The 20,255-nt window shown below is 67.2% G+C and carries 20 protein-coding genes; 18 read left to right on the top strand and 2 right to left on the bottom strand.

What is annotated here, in order from left to right; all coding sequences use genetic code 11:
* The first annotated feature begins 117 nt into the window (after positions 1 to 117).
* The 15 genes from secY to ACGFNK_RS27160 all read left to right on the top strand — a co-directional run bounded on the left by secY (position 118) and on the right by ACGFNK_RS27160 (position 15,484).
* Complete coding sequence (gene secY / locus ACGFNK_RS27230) at positions 118 to 1,431, top strand: preprotein translocase subunit SecY (protein ID WP_344391414.1); 1,314 nt, start codon at positions 118 to 120, stop codon at positions 1,429 to 1,431.
* Positions 1,431 to 2,114 (top strand): adenylate kinase, encoded by a 684-nt coding sequence (locus tag ACGFNK_RS27225; RefSeq protein ID WP_386340864.1) that lies wholly within the window; start codon positions 1,431 to 1,433, stop codon positions 2,112 to 2,114. Before secY ends, ACGFNK_RS27225 begins: the two co-directional genes overlap by 1 nt.
* A 96-nt stretch (positions 2,115 to 2,210) precedes the next feature.
* Positions 2,211 to 3,047 carry a type I methionyl aminopeptidase gene (gene map, locus ACGFNK_RS27220; RefSeq protein WP_386340866.1) on the top strand — a complete coding sequence of 279 codons (837 nt, stop codon included), beginning with the start codon at positions 2,211 to 2,213 and terminating at the stop codon, positions 3,045 to 3,047.
* A gap of 336 nt (positions 3,048 to 3,383) precedes the next feature.
* Entirely contained in the window at positions 3,384 to 3,605 is a 222-nt protein-coding gene (infA, locus tag ACGFNK_RS27215; RefSeq protein WP_003948620.1) for a translation initiation factor IF-1, read from the top strand.
* Positions 3,606 to 3,663: 58 nt separating this feature from the next.
* On the top strand, positions 3,664 to 3,777 hold the full coding sequence (gene rpmJ / locus ACGFNK_RS27210; protein ID WP_003998809.1) for a 50S ribosomal protein L36: 114 nt from the start codon (positions 3,664 to 3,666) through the stop codon (positions 3,775 to 3,777).
* A gap of 228 nt (positions 3,778 to 4,005) precedes the next feature.
* Complete coding sequence (gene rpsM, locus ACGFNK_RS27205; RefSeq protein WP_386340868.1) at positions 4,006 to 4,386, top strand: 30S ribosomal protein S13; 381 nt, start codon at positions 4,006 to 4,008, stop codon at positions 4,384 to 4,386.
* Between the two features lie 68 nt (positions 4,387 to 4,454).
* On the top strand, positions 4,455 to 4,859 hold the full coding sequence (gene rpsK / locus ACGFNK_RS27200; protein ID WP_003948617.1) for a 30S ribosomal protein S11: 405 nt from the start codon (positions 4,455 to 4,457) through the stop codon (positions 4,857 to 4,859).
* A gap of 196 nt (positions 4,860 to 5,055) precedes the next feature.
* Positions 5,056 to 6,078, top strand: coding sequence for a DNA-directed RNA polymerase subunit alpha (locus tag ACGFNK_RS27195; protein WP_003966937.1), 1,023 nt, complete (start codon positions 5,056 to 5,058; stop codon positions 6,076 to 6,078).
* Positions 6,079 to 6,271: 193 nt separating this feature from the next.
* The gene (rplQ, locus tag ACGFNK_RS27190; protein WP_393420026.1) at positions 6,272 to 6,808 is read left to right on the top strand and encodes a 50S ribosomal protein L17; all 537 of its coding nucleotides are present in this window, start codon (positions 6,272 to 6,274) and stop codon (positions 6,806 to 6,808) included.
* Between the two features lie 74 nt (positions 6,809 to 6,882).
* On the top strand, positions 6,883 to 7,743 hold the full coding sequence (gene truA, locus ACGFNK_RS27185) for a tRNA pseudouridine(38-40) synthase TruA (protein ID WP_393420024.1): 861 nt from the start codon (positions 6,883 to 6,885) through the stop codon (positions 7,741 to 7,743).
* 176 nt (positions 7,744 to 7,919) lie between these two features.
* Positions 7,920 to 9,515, top strand: a complete 1,596-nt coding sequence (locus ACGFNK_RS27180; RefSeq protein ID WP_393420022.1) for a glycosyltransferase family 2 protein — start codon at positions 7,920 to 7,922, stop codon at positions 9,513 to 9,515.
* Positions 9,512 to 10,561: a glycoside hydrolase family 26 protein gene (locus ACGFNK_RS27175; RefSeq protein WP_393420020.1), complete on the top strand. Its 1,050-nt coding sequence runs from the start codon at positions 9,512 to 9,514 to the stop codon at positions 10,559 to 10,561. Before ACGFNK_RS27180 ends, ACGFNK_RS27175 begins: the two co-directional genes overlap by 4 nt.
* Positions 10,558 to 12,726: a glycosyltransferase family 39 protein gene (locus tag ACGFNK_RS27170; RefSeq protein ID WP_393420019.1), complete on the top strand. Its 2,169-nt coding sequence runs from the start codon at positions 10,558 to 10,560 to the stop codon at positions 12,724 to 12,726. Before ACGFNK_RS27175 ends, ACGFNK_RS27170 begins: the two co-directional genes overlap by 4 nt.
* The gene (locus ACGFNK_RS27165) at positions 12,723 to 14,657 is read left to right on the top strand and encodes a glycosyltransferase family 39 protein (RefSeq protein ID WP_393420017.1); all 1,935 of its coding nucleotides are present in this window, start codon (positions 12,723 to 12,725) and stop codon (positions 14,655 to 14,657) included. Before ACGFNK_RS27170 ends, ACGFNK_RS27165 begins: the two co-directional genes overlap by 4 nt.
* Positions 14,658 to 14,731: 74 nt before the next feature.
* Complete coding sequence (locus ACGFNK_RS27160) at positions 14,732 to 15,484, top strand: polyprenol monophosphomannose synthase (protein WP_393420015.1); 753 nt, start codon at positions 14,732 to 14,734, stop codon at positions 15,482 to 15,484.
* 79 nt (positions 15,485 to 15,563) lie between these two features.
* On the opposite strand, the gene ACGFNK_RS27155 is transcribed toward ACGFNK_RS27160, so the two are convergent.
* A complete protein-coding gene (locus ACGFNK_RS27155; RefSeq protein WP_393420013.1) occupies positions 15,564 to 16,436 on the bottom strand; it encodes a hypothetical protein in 873 nt (290 codons plus the stop codon).
* 291 nt (positions 16,437 to 16,727) lie between these two features.
* On the opposite strand from ACGFNK_RS27155, the gene rplM reads away from it, so the two are divergent.
* The 3 genes from rplM to glmM all read left to right on the top strand — a co-directional run bounded on the left by rplM (position 16,728) and on the right by glmM (position 19,296).
* Positions 16,728 to 17,171: a 50S ribosomal protein L13 gene (gene rplM / locus ACGFNK_RS27150; RefSeq protein ID WP_344391399.1), complete on the top strand. Its 444-nt coding sequence runs from the start codon at positions 16,728 to 16,730 to the stop codon at positions 17,169 to 17,171.
* A 41-nt stretch (positions 17,172 to 17,212) separates the two neighbouring features.
* Positions 17,213 to 17,734, top strand: a complete 522-nt coding sequence (rpsI, locus tag ACGFNK_RS27145; protein WP_386340887.1) for a 30S ribosomal protein S9 — start codon at positions 17,213 to 17,215, stop codon at positions 17,732 to 17,734.
* A 200-nt stretch (positions 17,735 to 17,934) separates the two neighbouring features.
* Positions 17,935 to 19,296, top strand: a complete 1,362-nt coding sequence (gene glmM / locus ACGFNK_RS27140; RefSeq protein WP_393420010.1) for a phosphoglucosamine mutase — start codon at positions 17,935 to 17,937, stop codon at positions 19,294 to 19,296.
* On the opposite strand, the gene ACGFNK_RS27135 is transcribed toward glmM, so the two are convergent.
* Positions 19,293 to 20,240, bottom strand: coding sequence for a DUF389 domain-containing protein (locus tag ACGFNK_RS27135; RefSeq protein WP_393420008.1), 948 nt, complete (start codon positions 20,238 to 20,240; stop codon positions 19,293 to 19,295). The genes glmM and ACGFNK_RS27135 overlap by 4 nt on opposite strands.
* Positions 20,241 to 20,255 lie beyond the last annotated feature (15 nt).

Below are 20,255 nucleotides of genomic sequence, written 5' to 3'. Positions count from 1 at the left end.
TGGTGTGCCCACTGGGAACTTCAGGCGGCTTCTGACTGTTAGTTAGCTGTCCGTTTACTCGTCGAACCTCAAGACCGTCACCTCTGACGCAGTTGCGCGGGGGTCGCAGGAGGCACCGTGCTCACCGCGTTCGCCCGGGCGTTCAAGACGCCCGACCTGCGCAAGAAGCTGCTCTTCACGCTCGGCATCATCGTGATCTACCGGATCGGTACGCACATCCCGATCCCGGGCGTGGACTACAGGAACGTCCAGACCTGTATCGACAATGCCAACGCGAACCAGGGCCTGTTCGGCCTGGTCAACATGTTCAGCGGTGGCGCTCTGCTGCAGATCACGGTCTTCGCGCTCGGCATCATGCCGTACATCACGGCGAGCATCATTCTGCAGCTGCTGACCGTGGTGATCCCGCGTCTGGAAGCCCTCAAGAAGGAGGGCCAGGCCGGTACGGCGAAGATCACGCAGTACACCCGTTATCTCACGGTGGCACTGGCCATCCTCCAAGGCACCGGCCTGGTGGCCACCGCCCGTACGGGCGCGCTGTTCCAGGGCTGCCCCGTCGCCACCCAGATCGTGCCCGACCAGTCGGTCTTCGTGACGATCACGATGGTCATCACCATGACCGCCGGTACGGCCACCGTCATGTGGCTCGGTGAGCTCATCACCGACCGCGGCATCGGCAACGGCATGTCGATCCTGATGTTCATCTCGATCGCCGCCACCTTCCCGTCGGCGCTGTGGGCCATCAAGCAGCAGGGCAACCTCGCGGGCGGCTGGATCGAGTTCGGCACCGTGATCGCCGTCGGCCTGTTCATGGTCGGCCTGGTGGTCTTCGTCGAGCAGGCCCAGCGCCGTATCCCGGTCCAGTACGCGAAGCGGATGATCGGCCGCCGCTCCTATGGCGGCACGTCGACGTACATCCCGCTGAAGGTCAACCAGGCGGGCATCATCCCTGTGATCTTTGCCTCGTCGCTGCTGTACATCCCGGCGCTGATCGCGCAATTTGCCGGTGGAAACTCCGGCTGGAAGACCTGGATCGAGAAGAATCTCGCGGATACGGCTGCGACGCCGCACATCATCCTCTACTTCTTCCTGATCATTTTCTTCGCGTTCTTCTACGTGGCAATCTCGTTCAACCCCGAGGAAGTCGCGGACAACATGAAGAAGTATGGTGGCTTCATCCCGGGAATCCGGGCTGGCCGACCGACCGCTGAGTACCTGGGATACGTACTCAACCGGATCACCTGGCCGGGTTCGCTGTACCTGGGTCTGATCGCTCTTGTGCCGACAGTGGCGTTGGCGGGCTTCGGCGCCAACCAGAACTTCCCGTTCGGCGGCACCAGCATCCTGATCATCGTGGGTGTGGGTCTGGAGACGGTGAAGCAGATCGAGAGCCAGCTCCAGCAGCGCAATTACGAAGGGTTCCTCCGCTGATGCGAATCGTCCTCGTTGGGCCGCCTGGTGCAGGCAAGGGAACGCAGGCCGCGTTTCTCGCCAAGAACCTGTCGATCCCGCACATCTCAACGGGCGACCTCTTCCGCTCCAACATCAACCAGCAGACGGAACTCGGCAAACTCGCCAAGTCCTACATGGACGCGGGGAACCTGGTACCGGACGAGGTCACCATCGGGATGGCGCGGGACCGCATGGAGCAGCCCGACGCCGAGAACGGCTTCCTGCTGGACGGCTTTCCGCGCAACGTCTCGCAGGCCGAGGCGCTGGACCAGGCGCTGAAGGCCGACGGGGTGGAGCTGGACGCGGTGCTGGACCTGGAGGTCCCCGAGGACGAGGTGGTCAAGCGCATCGCCGGCCGCCGCATCTGCCGCAGGGACTCGAGCCATGTCTTCCACGTGACGTACAGCCCGGCGAAGAAGGAAGGCGTCTGCGACGCCTGCGGTGGTGAGCTGTACCAGCGCGACGACGACTCCGAGGAGACCGTCCGCCGCCGGCTCGAGGTCTACCACACGCAGACAGAGCCGATCATCGACTACTACCGGGCCCAGGGCCTGGTCGTGACGATCTCGGCGCTCGGTAAGGTGGACGAGGTCACGCGGCGGGCGATGGACGCGCTCAAGCGTGAGGACGACGAGAGCTCTGAGGGCGACGCGAGCGCGTAGTCGTCCCGCTGATTCGGCCGCGGTGCCCAGTTGGGTGCCGCGGCCGTACTGTTGTGTGTACGTGACGGTGCAAGAAGACGGAGAGCGCAGGCCCTCATGGTGCAGATCAAGACGCCCGAGCAGATCGCCAAGATGCGTGAGGCGGGGCTTGTTGTCGCCGCCATCCACAAGGCGACGCGTGAAGCGGCGGTGCCCGGGGCCACGACCAAGGATCTCGACGAGGTTGCCCGCAAGGTGCTGGATGAGCACGGGGCGAAGTCGAACTTCCTGGGGTACGGGGGGTTTCCCGCGACGATCTGCACCTCCGCGAACGAGGTCGTCGTCCATGGCATCCCCAGTGACGAAGTCGTCCTCAAGGACGGCGACATCATCTCCATCGACGCGGGCGCGATTGTGGACGGGTGGCACGGGGATGCGGCGTACACCGCGTTCGTGGGGGGCGGGCATGCGCCCGAGCTCGTTGAGCTCTCCCGGGTGACCGAGGAGTCGATGTGGGCGGGGATCGCTGCCATGAAGGTGGGGCAGCGGCTTGTCGATGTCTCCCGTGCCATTGAGACGTATATCCGGCGGCAGCCCAAGCCCGGTGGTGGGCGGTACGGGATCATTGAGGACTATGGCGGGCATGGCATCGGTACGGAGATGCACATGGATCCGCATCTGTTGAACTATGTCGAGCGGCGGCGCGGGCGGGGGCCGAAGTTGGTGCCCGGGTTCTGTCTTGCCATTGAGCCGATGGTGTCTTTGGGGACGGCCAAGACCGAGGTTCTCTCGGATGACTGGACGGTCATCACGACCGACGGCACGTGGTCGTCCCACTGGGAGCACTCGGTTGCCCTGACGGAGGCCGGGCCGCTCGTGCTGACGGCTCCGGACGGGGGCAAGGCGAAGCTTGCCGAGTATGGGATTACGGCTGCGCCTGATCCGCTGGGGTGACGGGGAGGGTTTTCTTTCCCCAGGCCCGCCCCTGCCCGAGACTGGAGGGCTGGGTGCGGGTTCGTTGGGGCTGGGCGCGCCCACGCGGCGGAGCCGCAAATTGATACAGCCCCGAGCCCCTAAAGGGGCGCCCCTGACGGGGCGCGCCCCGCGCGGCGGAGGCGTATACGTCACAGCCCCGCGCGGTCACCCGCTTAAGGATCTTCCCGGGTGGGCAGGCTCTCAATTCGTGTTTCTGATGGCCCTGACGTAGACTGACTCGTCGGCTCTTGTGTACCCGCATGTCTGCATGCGGTTGTTGGAGCCGATCAAGGTAGTCGATTCGAAGGGCGAAGCGTGGCCAAGAAGCAAGGTGCCATCGAGATCGAGGGCACTGTCGTCGAGTCTCTTCCGAACGCCATGTTCAAGGTCGAGCTCCAGAACGGCCACCAGGTCCTGGCACACATCAGCGGCAAGATGCGGATGCACTACATCCGTATCCTCCCTGACGACCGGGTCGTGGTGGAGCTGTCTCCGTACGACCTGACGCGTGGCCGGATCGTCTACCGGTACAAGTAGATCTTGCCTGTGCCCCGCTCCCGCGGGGTGGTGGCACTGACCCGGAGAACCTCACCCAATGAAGGTCAAGCCGAGCGTCAAGAAGATCTGCGACAAGTGCAGGGTGATCCGCCGTCACGGTCGGGTCATGGTCATCTGCGAAAACCCGCGCCACAAGCAGCGCCAGGGCTGACGCACGACCAACCTTCTGCATCCGCAGATTCTTCGCGCGACGCAAGCAGCACATGTTCATACGCAGGGCCCGGATCCCTTGTTCAGCAAGGATCCGATACCCCCGGTCGGAGGCCGGGGACCCGGTTCGTACCGAATCCTGGAGTCCAAAGAGTCTTTGGAGTTCGAGAGGACGGCGGGCGGGAGGCGGTTCTGTGGAAGACCTCCGAACGACAACTGGAGCCATTGAATGGCACGCGTTTCCGGTGTTGACATCCCGCGCGACAAGCGCGTGGAGGTCGCCCTCACCTACGTGTTCGGCATCGGCCGGACCCTCTCGCAGAAGACGCTGGCCGAGACCGGCGTCAACCCGAACGCTCGCGTTCGCGACCTCTCCGAGGAGGAGCTGGTCAAGATCCGCGAGTACGTGGACAACAACATCAAGACCGAGGGTGACCTCCGTCGTGAGGTTCAGGCCGACATCCGCCGCAAGGTGGAGATCGGCTGCTACCAGGGCCTGCGTCACCGTCGTGGCCTGCCCGTCCACGGTCAGCGCACCAGCACCAACGCCCGTACCCGCAAGGGTCCGCGTCGCGCCATCGCCGGTAAGAAGAAGCCGGGCAAGAAGTAGTCCGCAGCGGACTTCGCCGTCCAGCGGTCTTCGCTGTAGGACCGACCACCTCCCCGTAGGAGTTATAGATGCCCCCCAAGGGACGTCAGGGCGCTGCCAAGAAGGTGCGCCGCAAGGAAAAGAAGAACGTCGCTCATGGCCACGCGCACATCAAGAGCACGTTCAACAACACCATCGTTTCGATCACCGACCCGACCGGCAACGTGATCTCCTGGGCCTCCGCCGGCCACGTCGGCTTCAAGGGCTCGCGCAAGTCGACCCCCTTCGCCGCGCAGATGGCCGCCGAGTCGGCCGCCCGCCGCGCGCAGGAGCACGGCATGCGCAAGGTGGATGTGTTCGTCAAGGGCCCGGGTTCGGGTCGTGAGACCGCCATCCGTTCGCTGCAGGCGACCGGGCTCGAGGTCGGCTCCATCCAGGACGTCACGCCCACCCCGCACAACGGCTGCCGTCCGCCCAAGCGCCGTCGCGTCTGACCTGGTGCTTTAAGGGCTTGCTGTGCCTCCGGGCTTTTCGGCCGGGGGCGTGGGGGTTGCCCCCCACATGTAACGGCCGGGCGGTATGGCTCTTCGGGGCCGTATCGCCCGTACCCTTGCAGCAGCATCAATTTTCGGGCTTCCGCCCGGTGGCAGGGCGTCAAATAGCGGGCGCCCCTGACAGAAGGATCGCAACATGCTGATCGCTCAGCGTCCCTCGTTGACCGAAGAGGTCGTCGACGAATTCCGTTCCCGGTTCGTGATCGAGCCGCTGGAGCCGGGCTTCGGTTACACCCTCGGCAACTCCCTGCGTCGTACGCTCCTGTCGTCGATCCCCGGAGCTGCTGTCACCAGCATCCGCATCGACGGTGTTCTGCACGAGTTCACCACCGTGCCGGGCGTCAAGGAGGACGTCACCGACCTGATCCTCAACATCAAGCAGCTGGTCGTGAGCAGTGAGCACGACGAGCCTGTGGTGATGTACCTGCGCAAGCAGGGGCCGGGTCTGGTCACCGCCGCCGACATCGCGCCGCCGGCCGGTGTCGAGGTGCACAACCCCGACCTCGTCCTGGCCACGCTCAACGGCAAGGGCAAGCTGGAGATGGAGCTCACGGTCGAGCGTGGCCGTGGTTACGTCTCCGCCGTGCAGAACAAGCAGGTCGGTCAGGAGATCGGGCGTATTCCGGTCGACTCGATCTACTCGCCGGTGCTGAAGGTCACGTACAAGGTCGAGGCCACGCGTGTCGAGCAGCGCACCGACTTCGACAAGCTGATCGTCGACGTCGAGACCAAGCAGGCGATGCGGCCGCGTGACGCCATGGCGTCGGCCGGTAAGACGCTGGTCGAGCTGTTCGGGCTTGCCCGTGAGCTCAACATCGACGCCGAGGGCATCGACATGGGCCCGTCCCCCACGGACGCCGCCCTCGCCGCCGATCTGGCGCTGCCGATCGAGGAGCTGGAGCTCACCGTTCGGTCGTACAACTGCCTCAAGCGTGAGGGCATCCACAGCGTGGGTGAGCTCGTGGCTCGTTCCGAGGCCGACCTGCTCGACATTCGTAACTTCGGTGCGAAGTCGATCGACGAGGTCAAGGCGAAGCTGGCCGGTATGGGCCTGGCTCTGAAGGACAGCCCGCCCGGATTCGACCCGACCGCTGCCGCCGACGCCTTTGGCGCCGACGACGACGCGGATGCCGGTTTTGTGGAGACCGAGCAGTACTGAGAGCTCGGGACCGGATGCCGGTTCCAGGCTGCGGGCCGGTTCTTGGCTGGTCGCGCAGTTCCCCGCGCCCCTTTGGGGCGCGGACCCTCCGGGCGCCTTGAAAAAGGCGCCCGGATCTCCGACAGGCGGCCGCCTGCTCGGATACTGACCCCGGTACCTAGTACGGCCGGGGCAGACACCTAGGAGAAACACCATGCCGAAGCCCACCAAGGGTGCCCGTCTGGGCGGCAGTGCCGCGCACGAGAAGCTGCTTCTTGCGAACCTTGCCAAGTCGCTTTTCGAGCACGGCCGGATCACCACCACCGAGGCGAAGGCCCGCCGTCTGCGGCCGTACGCCGAGCGTCTGGTCACCAAGGCGAAGAAGGGCGACCTTCACAACCGCCGCCAGGTGCTCCAGGTCATCACGGACAAGAGCATCGTGCACACGCTCTTCACCGAGATCGGCCCGCGGTACGAGAACCGTCCGGGTGGCTACACCCGGATCACCAAGATCGGTAACCGTCGGGGCGACAACGCGCCCATGGCTGTCATCGAGCTGGTGGAGGCGCTGACCGTGGCCCAGGAGGCCACCGGTGAGGCGGAGGCGGCCACCAAGCGTGCCGTCAAGGAAGACGCCTTCAAGAAGGAAGACGTTCTCAAGAAGGACGAGGCCGTTGAGGCCGAGGCCGAAGAGGTCGTCGAGGACGCGAAGCCGGCTGCTGCCGAGGGCGACGAGTCCAAGGACGCCTGAGGTTTCACCTCGCGTCGTGCGGGTCCGCCCCTGAGGGGGCGGGCCCGTTTTCGTGTCCCTGAAAGGATCCAGGTGTGAGTGACGAGGTAGAGCCCGGGTTCGTACGGGTGCGGCTTGATCTTTCGTATGACGGGAGCGCGTTCTCCGGTTGGGCCAAGCAGGCCGGGGGGCGGCGAACCGTTCAGGGGGAGGTCGAGGATGCGCTGCGTACGGTGACTCGGTCGCGGGAGACGACGTACGAGCTGACCGTGGCGGGGCGGACCGATGCCGGGGTGCATGCCCGGGGGCAGGTGGCGCACGTCGATCTGCCCGAGGGGCTGTGGGCCGAGCATCGGGAGAAGCTGCTCAAGCGGCTGGCCGGGCGGTTGCCGAAGGATGTGCGGGTTTGGTCCTTGAGGGAGGCCCCGAGCGGCTTCAACGCCCGTTTCTCGGCGGTCTGGCGGCGGTACGCCTATCGCGTCACGGACAACCCGGGTGGCGTCGATCCTCTGCTGCGCAGCCACATCCTCTGGCACGACTGGCCGCTCGACGTCGACGCCATGAACGAGGCGGCGCGGTCCCTGCTCGGGGAGCACGACTTCGCGGCGTACTGCAAGAAGCGGGACGGGGCGACGACCATTCGTACGCTTCAGGAGCTGAGCCTTGCGCGGGGGACGGACGGGGTGATTACCGCCACAGTGCGGGCCGACGCCTTCTGCCACAACATGGTGCGGTCGTTGATCGGGGCGCTGCTGTTCGTGGGCGACGGGCACCGCGCTCCCGACTGGCCGGGGAAGGTGCTCGCCGCCGGGGTCCGGGACTCGGCGGTGCATGTCACACGGCCGCACGGGCTGACGCTCGAAGAGGTCGGGTACCCGGCGGACGACCTGCTGGCGGCGCGGAACAAGGAGGCGCGGAACCGGCGGTCGTTGCCGGGAGCGGCGGGGTGCTGCTGAGTGAGAAGGCCCCTTTTATGCCCACTGTGGCGGGCAGGGAAACCCCTGCGTAACACGTATGTTCGGGCGTAACTACTGAAACTCGGTTACGATGCCGCTGCTCGGCCTTGGTTCGATTGGGTAGTGGCCGGGCTTGGGTGGGGGTAACGGGCTGGACCGGCCCGGGGGGTTTGTACATGAGTGCAGTGGGGACTGCTCGTGTTCCGCAGAACCGACGTCGCAGGCGGGCGCCGCAGAGTCATGGGCTGCTGCCGCAGCCGCCGGACGATGCGGAGAAGTACTCGTACGCGCGCCGGTACCTGTGGGTGCTGACGATCGGCTCGCTGATCAGCTTCGCGTGTCTGGCGATGAGCCAGTTTCTGTTCACGGCGTCGAGCCCTTGGTTCTGGCTGACGATGCCGCTGCTGGCGTTCATCATCGCGGACTACGTGATCTCGCTTTATCTCGACGGGCTCAGCAAGGACTTCGACATCAAGGGGCACAAGCGCCTCGTACGCAAGTGGCAGCCCGCCGTATATCCGAGCGTGGACATCTTCCTGCCGGTGTGCGGTGAGCCCCTGGAGGTGCTCCACAACACCTGGGTTCATGTGAACCGGCTCGCCAACAGCTACCAGGGCGTCGTCAAGACGTACGTCCTCGACGATGCCGCCGAGGACGAGGTAGGGGCCATGGCGTCCGACTTCGGATTCCACTACGTGGTGCGGCCCAACCGCGGCTGGTTCAAGAAGGCCGGCAACCTCAACCACACCTTCGAGAGAACCGACGGCGACCACATCCTCATCCTGGACGCCGACTTCGCGCCGCGCGCCGATCTTCTCGACGAGCTGCTGCCGTACATGGACGACGACCCGAAGATCGGCATCGTGCAGTCGCCGCAGTTCTTCCGCATCGTCGACCGACAGAACTGGATCGAGCGTGGGGCCGGCGCGGTGCAGGAGCAGTTCTACCGCTCCGTGCAGACCTCCCGGGAGGACAAGGACGGGTCCATCTGCGTGGGCTCCTGCGCGATCTACCGGCGCGAGGCCCTGGCGCAGATCGGCGGTATCACGCTGATCGAGCACTCCGAGGACATGTACACCGGCTTCGATCTGCGGGCCCTCGGCTGGAAGCTGCGCTATGTGCCGGTCGCCCTGTCCGCGGGCGTGTGCCCGGACACGGCCGGTGCCTTCCACAACCAGCAGTACCGCTGGTGCATGGGCTCGCTGGAGTTGCTGACCAGCAAGCGGTTCTGGGAGATGGACCTGAAGTTCCAGACGCGGCTGTGCTACGTCTCGGGCTTCCTCTACTACCTGCAGACCGCGCTCGCCACGTTCATCGCGCCCGTCATCCCGCTCGCGCTGATGATCCTGCGCCCCGATCTGCTGCGGGCCGAGGCCGCGCTGTGGGTGCTGCCGAGTGTCGCGTACGTGACGCTGGTGCTGCCGTTGTGGCACCGGGCGCCGTACCGACTTGAGGCCTGGTCCGTCCGGCTCATGTACGGGTGGTCGCATGTCTTCGCGATCTGGGACGTGATGCGCGGCCGTCCGATGGGCTGGAAGCCCACGGGTTCGGACGGCGCCAAGAAGAACGGCATGCGCCGCTACTGGAACTGCATGATCTTCTGGACCGGCGGCACCGCCCTGATCTGGATCGTCGTCGCCGCCTGGCGCATGCTCACCCTCTATCCGCCGGACTTCGCGCTGATGCTGTCGGCCGGGCTGTTCTACGCGATGGTCGTCGGTCGCGTCCTCGTACAGCCCCGTGGCCAGAATGCGCAGGAAGCGACCGTATGACTTTCTCCGTACGCTCCGTCAGGGCGCTCCGGCCCGTGCGGGCGCTCGCCGCTGCACTGCTGGCCGGTGCGCTGCTCGCCGGATGCAGCACCTTCTCCGAGGAGGGCCGCGACCAGTACGAGCGCAGCCAGGGCGAGCAGCCGGCTGCCGATCCCTCCGCCGAGGCGAGCGAGTCCCCGAAGCCGGAGCCGCCGTACGACGTCCGGCCGCTGCTGCAGCCGGACAAGGACTACCTGGGGCTGGCCGCCGACGGTGCCCCCGCCAAGATGACGGCCGTCAAGGACTTCGCCGACAAGGCGGGCAAGAAGCCCAACCTCATCGAGTTCTACTCGGCCTGGGGCGACCAGTACGAGACGCGTCTGGTGCAGAACTCCTGGGACTACGGCGCGGTGTCCTTCATTGCCTGGGAGCCCTTCGAGACGAGCCTGAAGGACATCGCCGACGGCAAGGAAGACGAGTACATCCGCGAGTACGCGCGCTCCGTCAAGGAGCTGAACCTGCCCGTGGCGATCAGCTGGGCGCACGAGATGAACGGCTTCTGGTACCCGTGGGGCACCAAGAAGGTCACCGCCGCGCAGTTCACCGCCGCGTACAAGCACATCCACGACATCTTCGCGGACGAGGGCGCGACGCAGGTCATCTGGGTGTGGAGCCCGAACGTCACACACCCGATGCCGAAGGTGAAGCTGGAGCCGTACTGGCCGGGTGACGAGTACGTCGACTGGGTCGGCGTGGTGGGCTATTACGCGGCCACCGGTCCCTCGACGTACCAGTCGCTCTACGGGCCGACGATGACCCAGATACGTACCTTCACGAAGAAACCGTTCATCATCGCGGAGACCGCGGCGCAGGCGGGCGAGCGCAAGCCGGCCGACATCAAGGACCTCTTCCAGGGGACGGCGAAGCGCAAGGACGTCATCGGGTTCGTCTGGTTCAACTTCGACAAGGAGACCGACTGGCGCATCAACAGCGGTCCGCTGTCCCAGAAGACCTTCCGGGAGCAGGCCCAGAGCCAGAGCTTCGGATTCGATGTGACCAAGCCATGACGGACCGACGCACGCCCACCTGGGCGGAGGAATCGGAGCTGCGCGGCGGGGAGTACGAGCGCCCGTACGCGTACGAGCAGCGGAATCAACAGGACTACGGACAGGGGAATCAACAGGGCTACGGGCAGGGGCAGCAGCAGTCCTCGTACGGCCACGGGAACCAGCAGCAGCCGTACGACCAGGCAGGTCAGCAGCCTTACGGGCAGGGGAACCAGCAGCCGTACGACCAGGCAGGTCAGCAGCCTTACGGGCAGGGGAACCAGCAGCCGTACGACCAGGCAGGTCAGCAGCCTTACGGGCAGGGGAACCAGCAGACGTACGCGCAGGCCGGGCAGCAGTCGTACGGGCAAGGGAACCAGCAGTCGTACCCGCAGGCGCAGCAGCGGCAGGTCGCGAACGAGAGCCTTCGGCAGTACGTGCAGAGCGCGCCGCCTCCCGTGTACCCGACCTATCCCATGTACGACGAGGAGGCCGCGGGCGGGCGGCAGCTGACCGAGACCGGCACCTGGCGGTTCAACGGGCGGACGTCCGAATACCTGGACCAGGTGACGTTCCAGATCTACGCGCCCTTCGACCCGTACGCGCGCTACACCGCGGTCGAGGCGGAGCCCGAGGCGGAGGCGCAGCCGGAGAAGCCGGGCTACACGCTGCCCGCCGTGCCCGAGTCGGCCTGGTCGTTGGACAACCGGCGCAGCACGCTGCTGGGGCGCTGGATCCTGCTCTGCATGCTGCTGATCCAGACCGGTCTCTCGCTGCGACTGCGCGGCACCGCGTTCCAGGACGAAGCGCTCTACATCGCGGCCGGCCACTACGAAGTCGGCAACATCCTGCACGGCACGCCCGTACCGGGTGACTTCGAGGGCTACTTCTCGGGCTATCCGAAGCTGTACCCGGTGCTCGCGGCGATGGTCGACAGCGTGGCCGGGCTCGCCGGAGTGCGCATCGTCAGCCTCCTCTTCATGCTCGCCGCGACCGCGCTGCTGTACGCGACGACCCGCCGGATGTTCAACGTCCGGGCCGCGCTCGGCGCGGCGGCGCTCTTCTCCGTCATCCAGTCGACGGTGTTCCTCGGCAACTTCGCCACCTTCGACGCCGCGGCCGTCTTCCTGCTCGCCCTGGCGTTCTGGATCGTCGTACGGACCGGCCGGTCGCACGTCCTCGCGGTCGTGCTCGCGGCGCCCCCGGCGTTCTTGGCCTTCGGCACCAAGTACGCGGCGGGCCTGTATCTGCCGACCCTGGTGGTCCTCGCCGTACTGACCGCCTACCGGCACCGCGGGATGCTCGCGCTCGCCCGCGGTGTGCTGCTCGGCGGCGCGATAGGCGCACTGATGGGCGTCGGGTACGTCTACGCCGGGTCGCTCGGCGGTATCAGCCAGACCACCACCGACCGCGCCAAGGGAACCGACACCGCGCAAACGATCCTGCAGCACAGCGCGGAGTGGGGCGGACTGATGTTCCTCGCCGCCCTCGGGGGCTCCATCGCGTACGTGATCCGCCCGAACATGGGCGAGATGCCGTGGGTCGACAAGAAGGGACCCGGGAGGTTCCGGCGCATCTCGCTCGGTCTCCTGCTGACCGGTACCGCGCTGCTCGCCCCGGCCTACCAGATCAACCTCCAGACCGAGATCTCGCTCTTCAAGCACGTGGGCTTCGGTCTGCTCTTCGCCGGACCCATGGCGGGCCTCGGCATGTCACGGCTCGTCGGCCCGCACTTCCGGCACCCACAGCTCGGCATCATGCTGTACGTCCTGACGCTGGTGTTCGGCATGGTCCAGGCGCAGCAGGCGTACAGCTTCCCGGACTCCAAGGAGATGACGGCGATCCTGCGCACCATGGTCGACCGCAAGGGCAGCTACCTCGCCGAGGAGCACGAGGTCCCCGCGTACTACCTGCGGGACAAGACCGACTACGACCAGTGGCAGGGCACGTTCGGCATGGACTACAAGGACAAGAAGGGCAAGCAGTACTCCGGTCCCGATGCCTACCGTGCCGCGGTCAAGGACGGGAAGTTCGACGTCATCGTGATGCGCGGGACGGTCACGCCGGAGGTCGACCAGGCCGTGACCGACGCGCTGCGTGGCAATGCCCACTACCGCCTGGCAGCCGTGTCGCGCTTCACCACCAGCAAGGGCGACGGCGCGTTCCGGATTTGGGTGAAGCGATGAGTGCCAATGCCTCCCCGCCGTACGGCGGCGGATACCCCGATGCCCAGGGCGGCCATGATCCCTACGCGGGGCAGGGCGCCTACGCCTACGGCGGGCAGGGCACGTACGCCGGCGGCCAGGGCGGCTACGCCCATCCCGGCCACCAGGGCACCTATGCCGACCCGTCGCGCGGTGCGTACGCGGGTCCCGGTCAGTACGCAGACCCGTCGCGCGGCGCGTACGCGGGTCCCGGTCAGTACGCAGACCCTGGTATGCCCTCCCATCCCGGCTCGTACGCCACTCCCGGCCAGGACTCCTACACCCCCGAGCCCTCTCCGGTCGAGCCGCCCCCGGCCCGGCACCGGAAGGCCGAGGCGGACTCCAAGGCAGAGGAGCCCGAGGCCGACGAGGAGCAGCCCGACGAGCCGGAGGGCAGCCGACTCGCCGCCGCCATGACCTTCCTGTTGCCCACGATGCTCGCCTTCGCCATGATCTGGCGTGGGATCGGCGACCGTCAGCTGTGGCGTGACGAGCACGCCACCTGGTGGGCGGCCTCCCTGTCGTTCCACGACCTGAGCATGCTGATCCGCTCCATCGACGTGGTCTTCACTCCGTACTACGTGCTCATGCACGCCTGGATCGCCGTCGCCGGGGACTCCCCGACCGCGATGCGGATCCCCGGCGCGGTGGCCATGGCGGCGTCCTGCGGTCTGCTCGCCCTGCTCGGGCGGCGGCTGTTCACCACACAGGCGGGGATCCTCGCGGGGCTCGCCTTCGCCGTCGTGCCGGTCACGACCCGGTTCGGGCAGGAGATACGGCCGTACGCCTTCGCCGTGGCGGCGGTGCTGCTGTCGACACTGCTGCTCGCCCGGGCCCTGGACAAGCCGTCGTTCAAGGTGTGGGTCGCCTACACGCTGTCGGTGCCGCTGATCGGCTGGAGCCACCTGGCCTCGATGGCGGTGCTCGGCGCGCACCTGGTGATGATCGTGATCGCGCGCCGCTCGGGCGACAAGATCGTCGGCTGGGCCTATGCCGCGGCCTTCACCCTGGGCATGTGCTTCGTCATTCCCATGGCCGTCTCGGGCTCGGGGCAGAGCGGGCAGATCGCCTGGAACAACCCGGGTGTCGAGGACCTGATGGACTTCCCCATGAACCTTTTCGGTTCCTGGGCGGTGGCCGTGCCGGTGATGGCGCTCGGCGCGGTCGGGCTGCTCTTCGCGGGCCGGCTGGCTCTTCCACTGGCCGTCTGGATCGTGCTGCCGCCGGTTGCGACGTACGTCACCGCCGCGCAGCTGCACCTCTTCCTGCCGCGCTATCTGCTGTTCACGGCGCCCGCGTGGGTGCTGCTCGCGGCAGTGGCCGCGGTCCGGCTCGCCGGTCCGGTGGCCGGGGCGAAGGCCGGAACGGGAGCGGCGGCCCGGCGCGGCTTCGGCTGGGTGCTCGTGGCCGCCACGGTCGCCGGAATCGCCTTCCAGGCGGGGCCCGGGATTCGTGAGACCCGGCATAACACGCTGGGTGAGCCCGACTTCCGCGGCGCCGCGCGGATCATCGAGGCCGGGCAGAAGAAGGGCGACGGCATCGTTTTCAGCGGTGCGATGACCGAGCGCCGGGCCATGGCCTACGAGCTGCGCAACGACGCCGGCCGCCCGAAGGACTGGCTGATGTACCGCACACCGCAAAAGCAGGGCTCGTTCGACGCGGCCGAGTGCCCGCATCCCGAGAAGTGCCTGGCCAAGGCCGACCGACTCTGGCTCGTGTCGACGACGCTCGACGGGAATCCGTTCAGCGGCATGCCGAAGACGACGGCGACCGTGATCCAGAAAAGCTTCAAGGTCGCGAAGACCGAGAAGCTCAAACACCTCCAGCTCGTGCTCCTCGAAAGGACACGCGCGGCGACCGACGACTCGTCCGATGACAAGGACGACGCCGGCAAGCGCAAGGTGCACACCTGAGCTGGTTTGGTACGGGCGCCGGAATGGCCGCGTCCGTAGGGGTTCCTGCATGGGGACATGGGGAGGGAAAAGAGATGACGTACGACCTGGGGGCGGGCACGGCAGTCACCGTGGTGATGCCTACGTACAACGAAGCCGCCAACCTGCCGAGAATGGCCGAGGCGGTGCTCCAACTGCCGCTTGACAGGCTCCACTTGAAGATCGTGGACGACTCCAGTCCGGATGGTACAGGACGGATCGCCGACGAGCTGGCGGAGAAGCACAACTGGGGCGGGCGGCGCCGGATGAGCGTGCTGCACCGGACCGAGAAGGACGGCCTCGGGCGCGCGTACGTGGCGGGCATGAGCGCCGCCGTCGACGAAGGCGCCGAGTACGTCGTGCAAATGGACGCCGACGGCAGCCACCCCGTGGAAGCGGTCCCACGGATGCTCGGCACCGCCGTGGCCTCCGGTGTCGGCCTGGTCATCGGCAGCCGGTACGTCGAGGGCGGCTCGCTCGACGAGGACTGGGGCGCGCACCGCGTGCTGCTGTCCCGCTTCGCGAACCGCTACGCGCGCACCGTGCTCGGCACGAAGATCCGCGACATCACGGCCGGCTTCAACCTCTGGTCGGCCGAGGCCCTCCGGGACGTGGACCTGCACTCCTTGGACAGCGCGGGCTACAGCTTCCAGGTCGAACTCAAGTACAAGGCCGTACGCGCTGGTCACAGCGCCGTCGAGATCCCGATCCGCTTCGAGGAGCGCACCGAGGGCGTCTCGAAGATGACCTTGCGTACGCAGCTGGAGTCGGCGGTCGTTCCGGTACGGCTGCGGCTGAAGCACAAGTAGCGGACGGTACTGGGCTGTTGGCGGCGGTCGCCCACGGGTGGCCGCCGCCTTCCCGTTGCCCGCCTGCCGGCCGGCTCCGCTACTCGTTGGCCGCGGCCGTGGCCTGGGCCTCCCCGCGGCGGCGGATCTGGCGGAAGGTGAACTCCGCGAGGTCGTCGCCGGTGGAGAACACCTTGGTGTCCTTCTGGGTGACGTCCTTGCCGTTGGTGAAACCGGCGACCGTGAAGTAGGCATAGCGGCCGTACGAGTTGGTCGTCGAGCGGCAGACCGCCGAGCGGCAGAACTCGGGGACGCCGTCGCCCGACAGCGACTGGACGACGCTCTTGTCGTCGGCGTCGTTCTTGGCCTTCGTTGCCTGGGCCTCGGTGTCGAAGACGGCCACGCCGACCGTCACCGCCACACCGTCCAGGGAGTACGTGACGCGCATCAGCCGCGTGCAGTCGTTCTTCGTGAGGACCGTGCCGAGCGTGCCCTGGGCGGCCGACGCGCAGTCCTTCGTGGACGCGGTCTTGCCCTTCTCGTAGCGGCTCTCGCCCATCGTCAGCCGCGAACCGGGGAACAGGATGTCCGGGCTGAGCGGAGCCGTGTCCTTCTGCTTGCTGGAGATGAAGTCCTTCGGGTCCAGCGGGGGAGGGGCCGAGGTCTCCGCGAACGACGGCTCGGGGCCGGTGGTGTCCGGCGGGATGTCCGAGGTGGCGGGCAGATCGGAGGCAGGCCGGTTCGCCGCCTGGCCGTTGTCGCCGTCGGCCGAGACCACGGCCACGGCGACGGCCGCGCCTATCGCGACGGTGGCGAGCGCGCCACCGCCGACCATCAGCCACCTGCGCCGCCTGTTGCGCGACTCGGACGCCTCGGCGAGCGCCGCCCAGTCGGGGGTCTGGCTGCCCCACTGCGGCGGCTGAGAACCCGATCCCCCGGAACCCCACTGGGGTCCCCCCTGCCCAAAGCTCATGGGGCGCATCTTAGACGGGACAACGGGTTTACTGGTCCCACAGCGGTAACAGCGCCCACTCTCCGGCTGATCGCGCGTTTTGACCCCTGTGGGGCTACGGAGCTATTCTTGCCCTTCGTTATGTGTATTGGCTTGCTCATTCTCACGTGAGAGGCCCTTACACCGGTCCACCGGGGCCGATGACCAGCGATCTGCATGCGGTTGCGTCGCCGCCGTGCGGTCAGGGCTGTCGTGATCGTCCGTGGTGGCCTTGTCAGGACCCACTCACTGAAGAAGCGAAGGCTACGAACCGTGCGTACGTACAGCCCCAAGCCCGGCGACATCACTCGCCAGTGGCATGTCATCGATGCCCGGGACGTCGTTCTCGGCCGTCTGGCGACCACCGCCGCCACCCTTCTGCGGGGCAAGCACAAGCCGATCTACGCTCCGCACGTCGACGCTGGTGACTTCGTCATCATCATCAACGCGGACAAGGTCCACCTGTCCGGCAACAAGCGGACCCAGAAGCTGGCCTACCGCCACTCCGGGTACCCGGGTGGTCTGCGCTCCGTCCGCTACGACGAGCTGCTGGACAAGAACCCCGAGAAGGCCGTGGAGAAGGCCGTCAAGGGCATGCTCCCGAAGAACTCGCTGGGCCGTCAGATGCTCTCGAAGCTGAAGGTCTACAAGGGTGACCAGCACCCGCACGGCGCGCAGCAGCCGCAGCCGTACGAGATCACCCAGGTCGCGCAGTAAGTCCGGCCACCCCTAAGACTGAAGAGAATCTGAGGAGAATCGTGGCCGAGACCACTCCCGAGCAGCCGGTCGAAGAGACTGAGCTCGTCGACATCGAGCAGTACACCACCGAGTCCGAGGTCCCCGTCGAGGGCGAGTACACCTCGGAGTCCCTGGCCTCCCGCTTCGGCGAGCCGCAGCCGGCCGCCGGACTGGGGCGCCGCAAGAACGCCATCGCCCGCGTCCGGATCGTCCCGGGCACCGGCAAGTGGAAGATCAACGGTCGCACCCTTGAGGACTACTTCCCCAACAAGGTGCACCAGCAGGAAGTCAACGAGCCCTTCAAGGTGCTCGAGCTCGAGGGCCGCTACGACGTTGTCGCCCGCATCGCGGGTGGCGGCGTTTCCGGCCAGGCCGGTGCGCTGCGCCTCGGCGTCGCCCGCGCTCTGAACGAGGCGGACGTCGACAACAACCGTGGCGCCCTGAAGAAGGCCGGGTTCCTTCGTCGCGACGACCGTGCGGTCGAGCGCAAGAAGGCCGGTCTCAAGAAGGCCCGTAAGGCTCCGCAGTACAGCAAGCGCTAGTCGTTACCGCGTGCTCTGCACGCAACATCGCCCCGGCGGCACGCCTGTGCCGCCGGGGCGTGGCGTTTACGGCAAGTAGGCGCTTATTACGGCCTTACGTCACCGTCCGTCAGCCTGGGAACTGGGGATACACGTGAGCTAAGGCCTCACCTGGACACTCGGCTTGAGCCGCAATTTCTGAGCATGTTCGGAGGACACCAGTGGGACGACTCTTCGGCACGGACGGCGTGCGCGGTGTTGCCAACGCGGACCTGACGGCTGAGCTGGCGCTCGGCCTGTCCGTCGCGGCGGCGCACGTACTGGCCGAGGCGGGCACCTTCGAGGGCCACCGGCCGACGGCGGTGGTCGGGCGGGACCCGCGGGCGTCCGGGGAATTCCTGGAGGCGGCCGTGGTCGCCGGCCTCGCCAGCGCGGGCGTGGACGTCCTGCGCGTGGGCGTGCTGCCGACGCCGGCGGTGGCGCATCTCACCGGCGCACTCGGCGCCGATCTCGGCGTGATGCTCTCCGCCAGCCACAACGCCATGCCGGACAACGGCATCAAGTTCTTCGAGCGTGGCGGCCACAAGCTCGCCGACCAGCTGGAGGACCGGATCGAGGCCGTGTACGAGGAGCACCGCACCGGCGCTCCCTGGGACCGGCCCACGGGTGCCGGGGTCGGCCGTGTGAAGTCGTACGACGAGGGCTTCGAGCAGTACGTCTCGCATCTGACCGCCGTACTGCCGAACCGTCTCGACGGGCTCAAGATCGTCCTCGACGAGGCGCACGGTGCCGCCGCCCAGGTCTCACCCGAGGCCTTCACCCGGGCCGGTGCCGAGGTCGTCACCATCGGAGCCGAGCCGGACGGCCTGAACATCAATGACGGGTGCGGCTCCACGCACCTGGGCCTGCTGCGGGCCGCCGTCGTCGAGCACGGCGCCGACCTGGGCATCGCGCACGACGGCGACGCCGACCGCTGCCTCGCCGTGGACCACACGGGCGCCGACGTCGACGGGGACCAGATCCTGGCCGTACTGGCGCTGGCGATGCGGGAGCGTTCCGCACTGCGCTCCGACACCGTTGTCGCGACGGTCATGTCCAACCTGGGCTTCAAGCTGGCCATGGAGCGCGAGGGACTCTCCCTGGTACAGACGGCAGTCGGTGACCGTTACGTCCTGGAGGAGATGAAGCGGCACGACTACGCGCTCGGCGGCGAACAGTCCGGACACGTGATCATCCTGGACCACGCGACCACCGGCGACGGCACACTGACCGGCCTGCTGCTGGCGGCCCGGATCGCCCAGACGGGACGTACGCTCCAGGACCTCGCGTCCGTCATGGACCGGCTGCCGCAAGTACTGATCAATGTGCCGGACGTCGACAGGTCGCGGGTGAGCACCTCCGAAGAACTGAGGGCCGCGGTCGCCGACGCCGAGCGCGAACTCGGTTCCACGGGGCGGGTGTTGCTGCGTCCTTCGGGTACGGAGCCGCTGGTACGGGTCATGGTGGAGGCCGCCGACCTCGACCAGGCCAGGTCGGTCGCCGAACGGCTCGCCGACGTGGTGAAGTCGGCGCTGGCCTGCTAGGCCTGCGCTTTCTCGGCGTTGCGTTCACGCTGCTTGGCCCAGAAGAACTTCTGGGCGAGCAGTGTGAGCGTGCCGGCGAGGATGATGCCGAGCAGGTTCAGGAGGAGTTGCCCGGTCGAGCCCACCGTCTGCTTCGTGTCTCCGTAGCTCAGGGCCACCGCCGCGTTGGCGGCGGCCGGGACCGTCGTCACGGAGATGGCGACGCCGACCAGGAGGCCTGACTTGGCGGAGGTCAGCGAGAGGGTGCCGGCTATGCCCGCGAGGACGGCCACGATGAACGAGAACCAGTCGGGGGCGTAGACGAAGGCCGTGTTGGGCCGCTCGCTGTCCAGCTGTTCCCTGCTGAAGAGCTCGATCGAGTCCATGAAGTAGCTGAAGACGACCGTCACCGCCATCGCGAAGGCGAAGCCCACGAGCAGCGCCATCGCCGATCGCAGCGCCAGCCGTGGAGCGCGCCGCACCAGCGCCGTGCACAGCCCGGCCAGCGGCCCGAACTTCGGGCCCACGGCCATCGCGCCCACGATCAGGATCGCGTTGTCGAGGACCACACCGCAGGCCGCGATCATCGTGGCCAGTGTGATGAAGGCGACGTACGTGACCGAGAGCGTCGACTCCTCGTGCGTCGCGTCCGCCAGGTGCTCCCACAGGACCGCGTCCGCGCCCTCGCCCGGCGCGTCGTCGCGCGCCTTGTCGGCGCGCTCCGACAACGAGAGGTCGATGTTCTCGATGGCGATAGAGCCGCACTTGTCGATGTCCAACGCCCGCAGCTCGCCGAGCAGTTCGTCGCCCGCCTCGCGCGCCACATCGCACATCACGACGTCCCCGGCGGGGCTGCGGGCGGCGCCCTGCATCACGACGAGATGCGCGGTGCCGACGGTCTTCTCGATCAGGCGGACCACGTCGTCGGTCTTGCCGGACGGCGTGATCAGGCGCAGATGCAGCATTCCGGCAGCGTATCC

This window comes from Streptomyces sp. NPDC048825 (assembly GCF_043198355.1).
GTDB lineage: Bacteria > Actinomycetota > Actinomycetes > Streptomycetales > Streptomycetaceae > Streptomyces > Streptomyces xiangluensis.
This window is presented reverse-complemented; position numbering and strand designations above follow the sequence as displayed.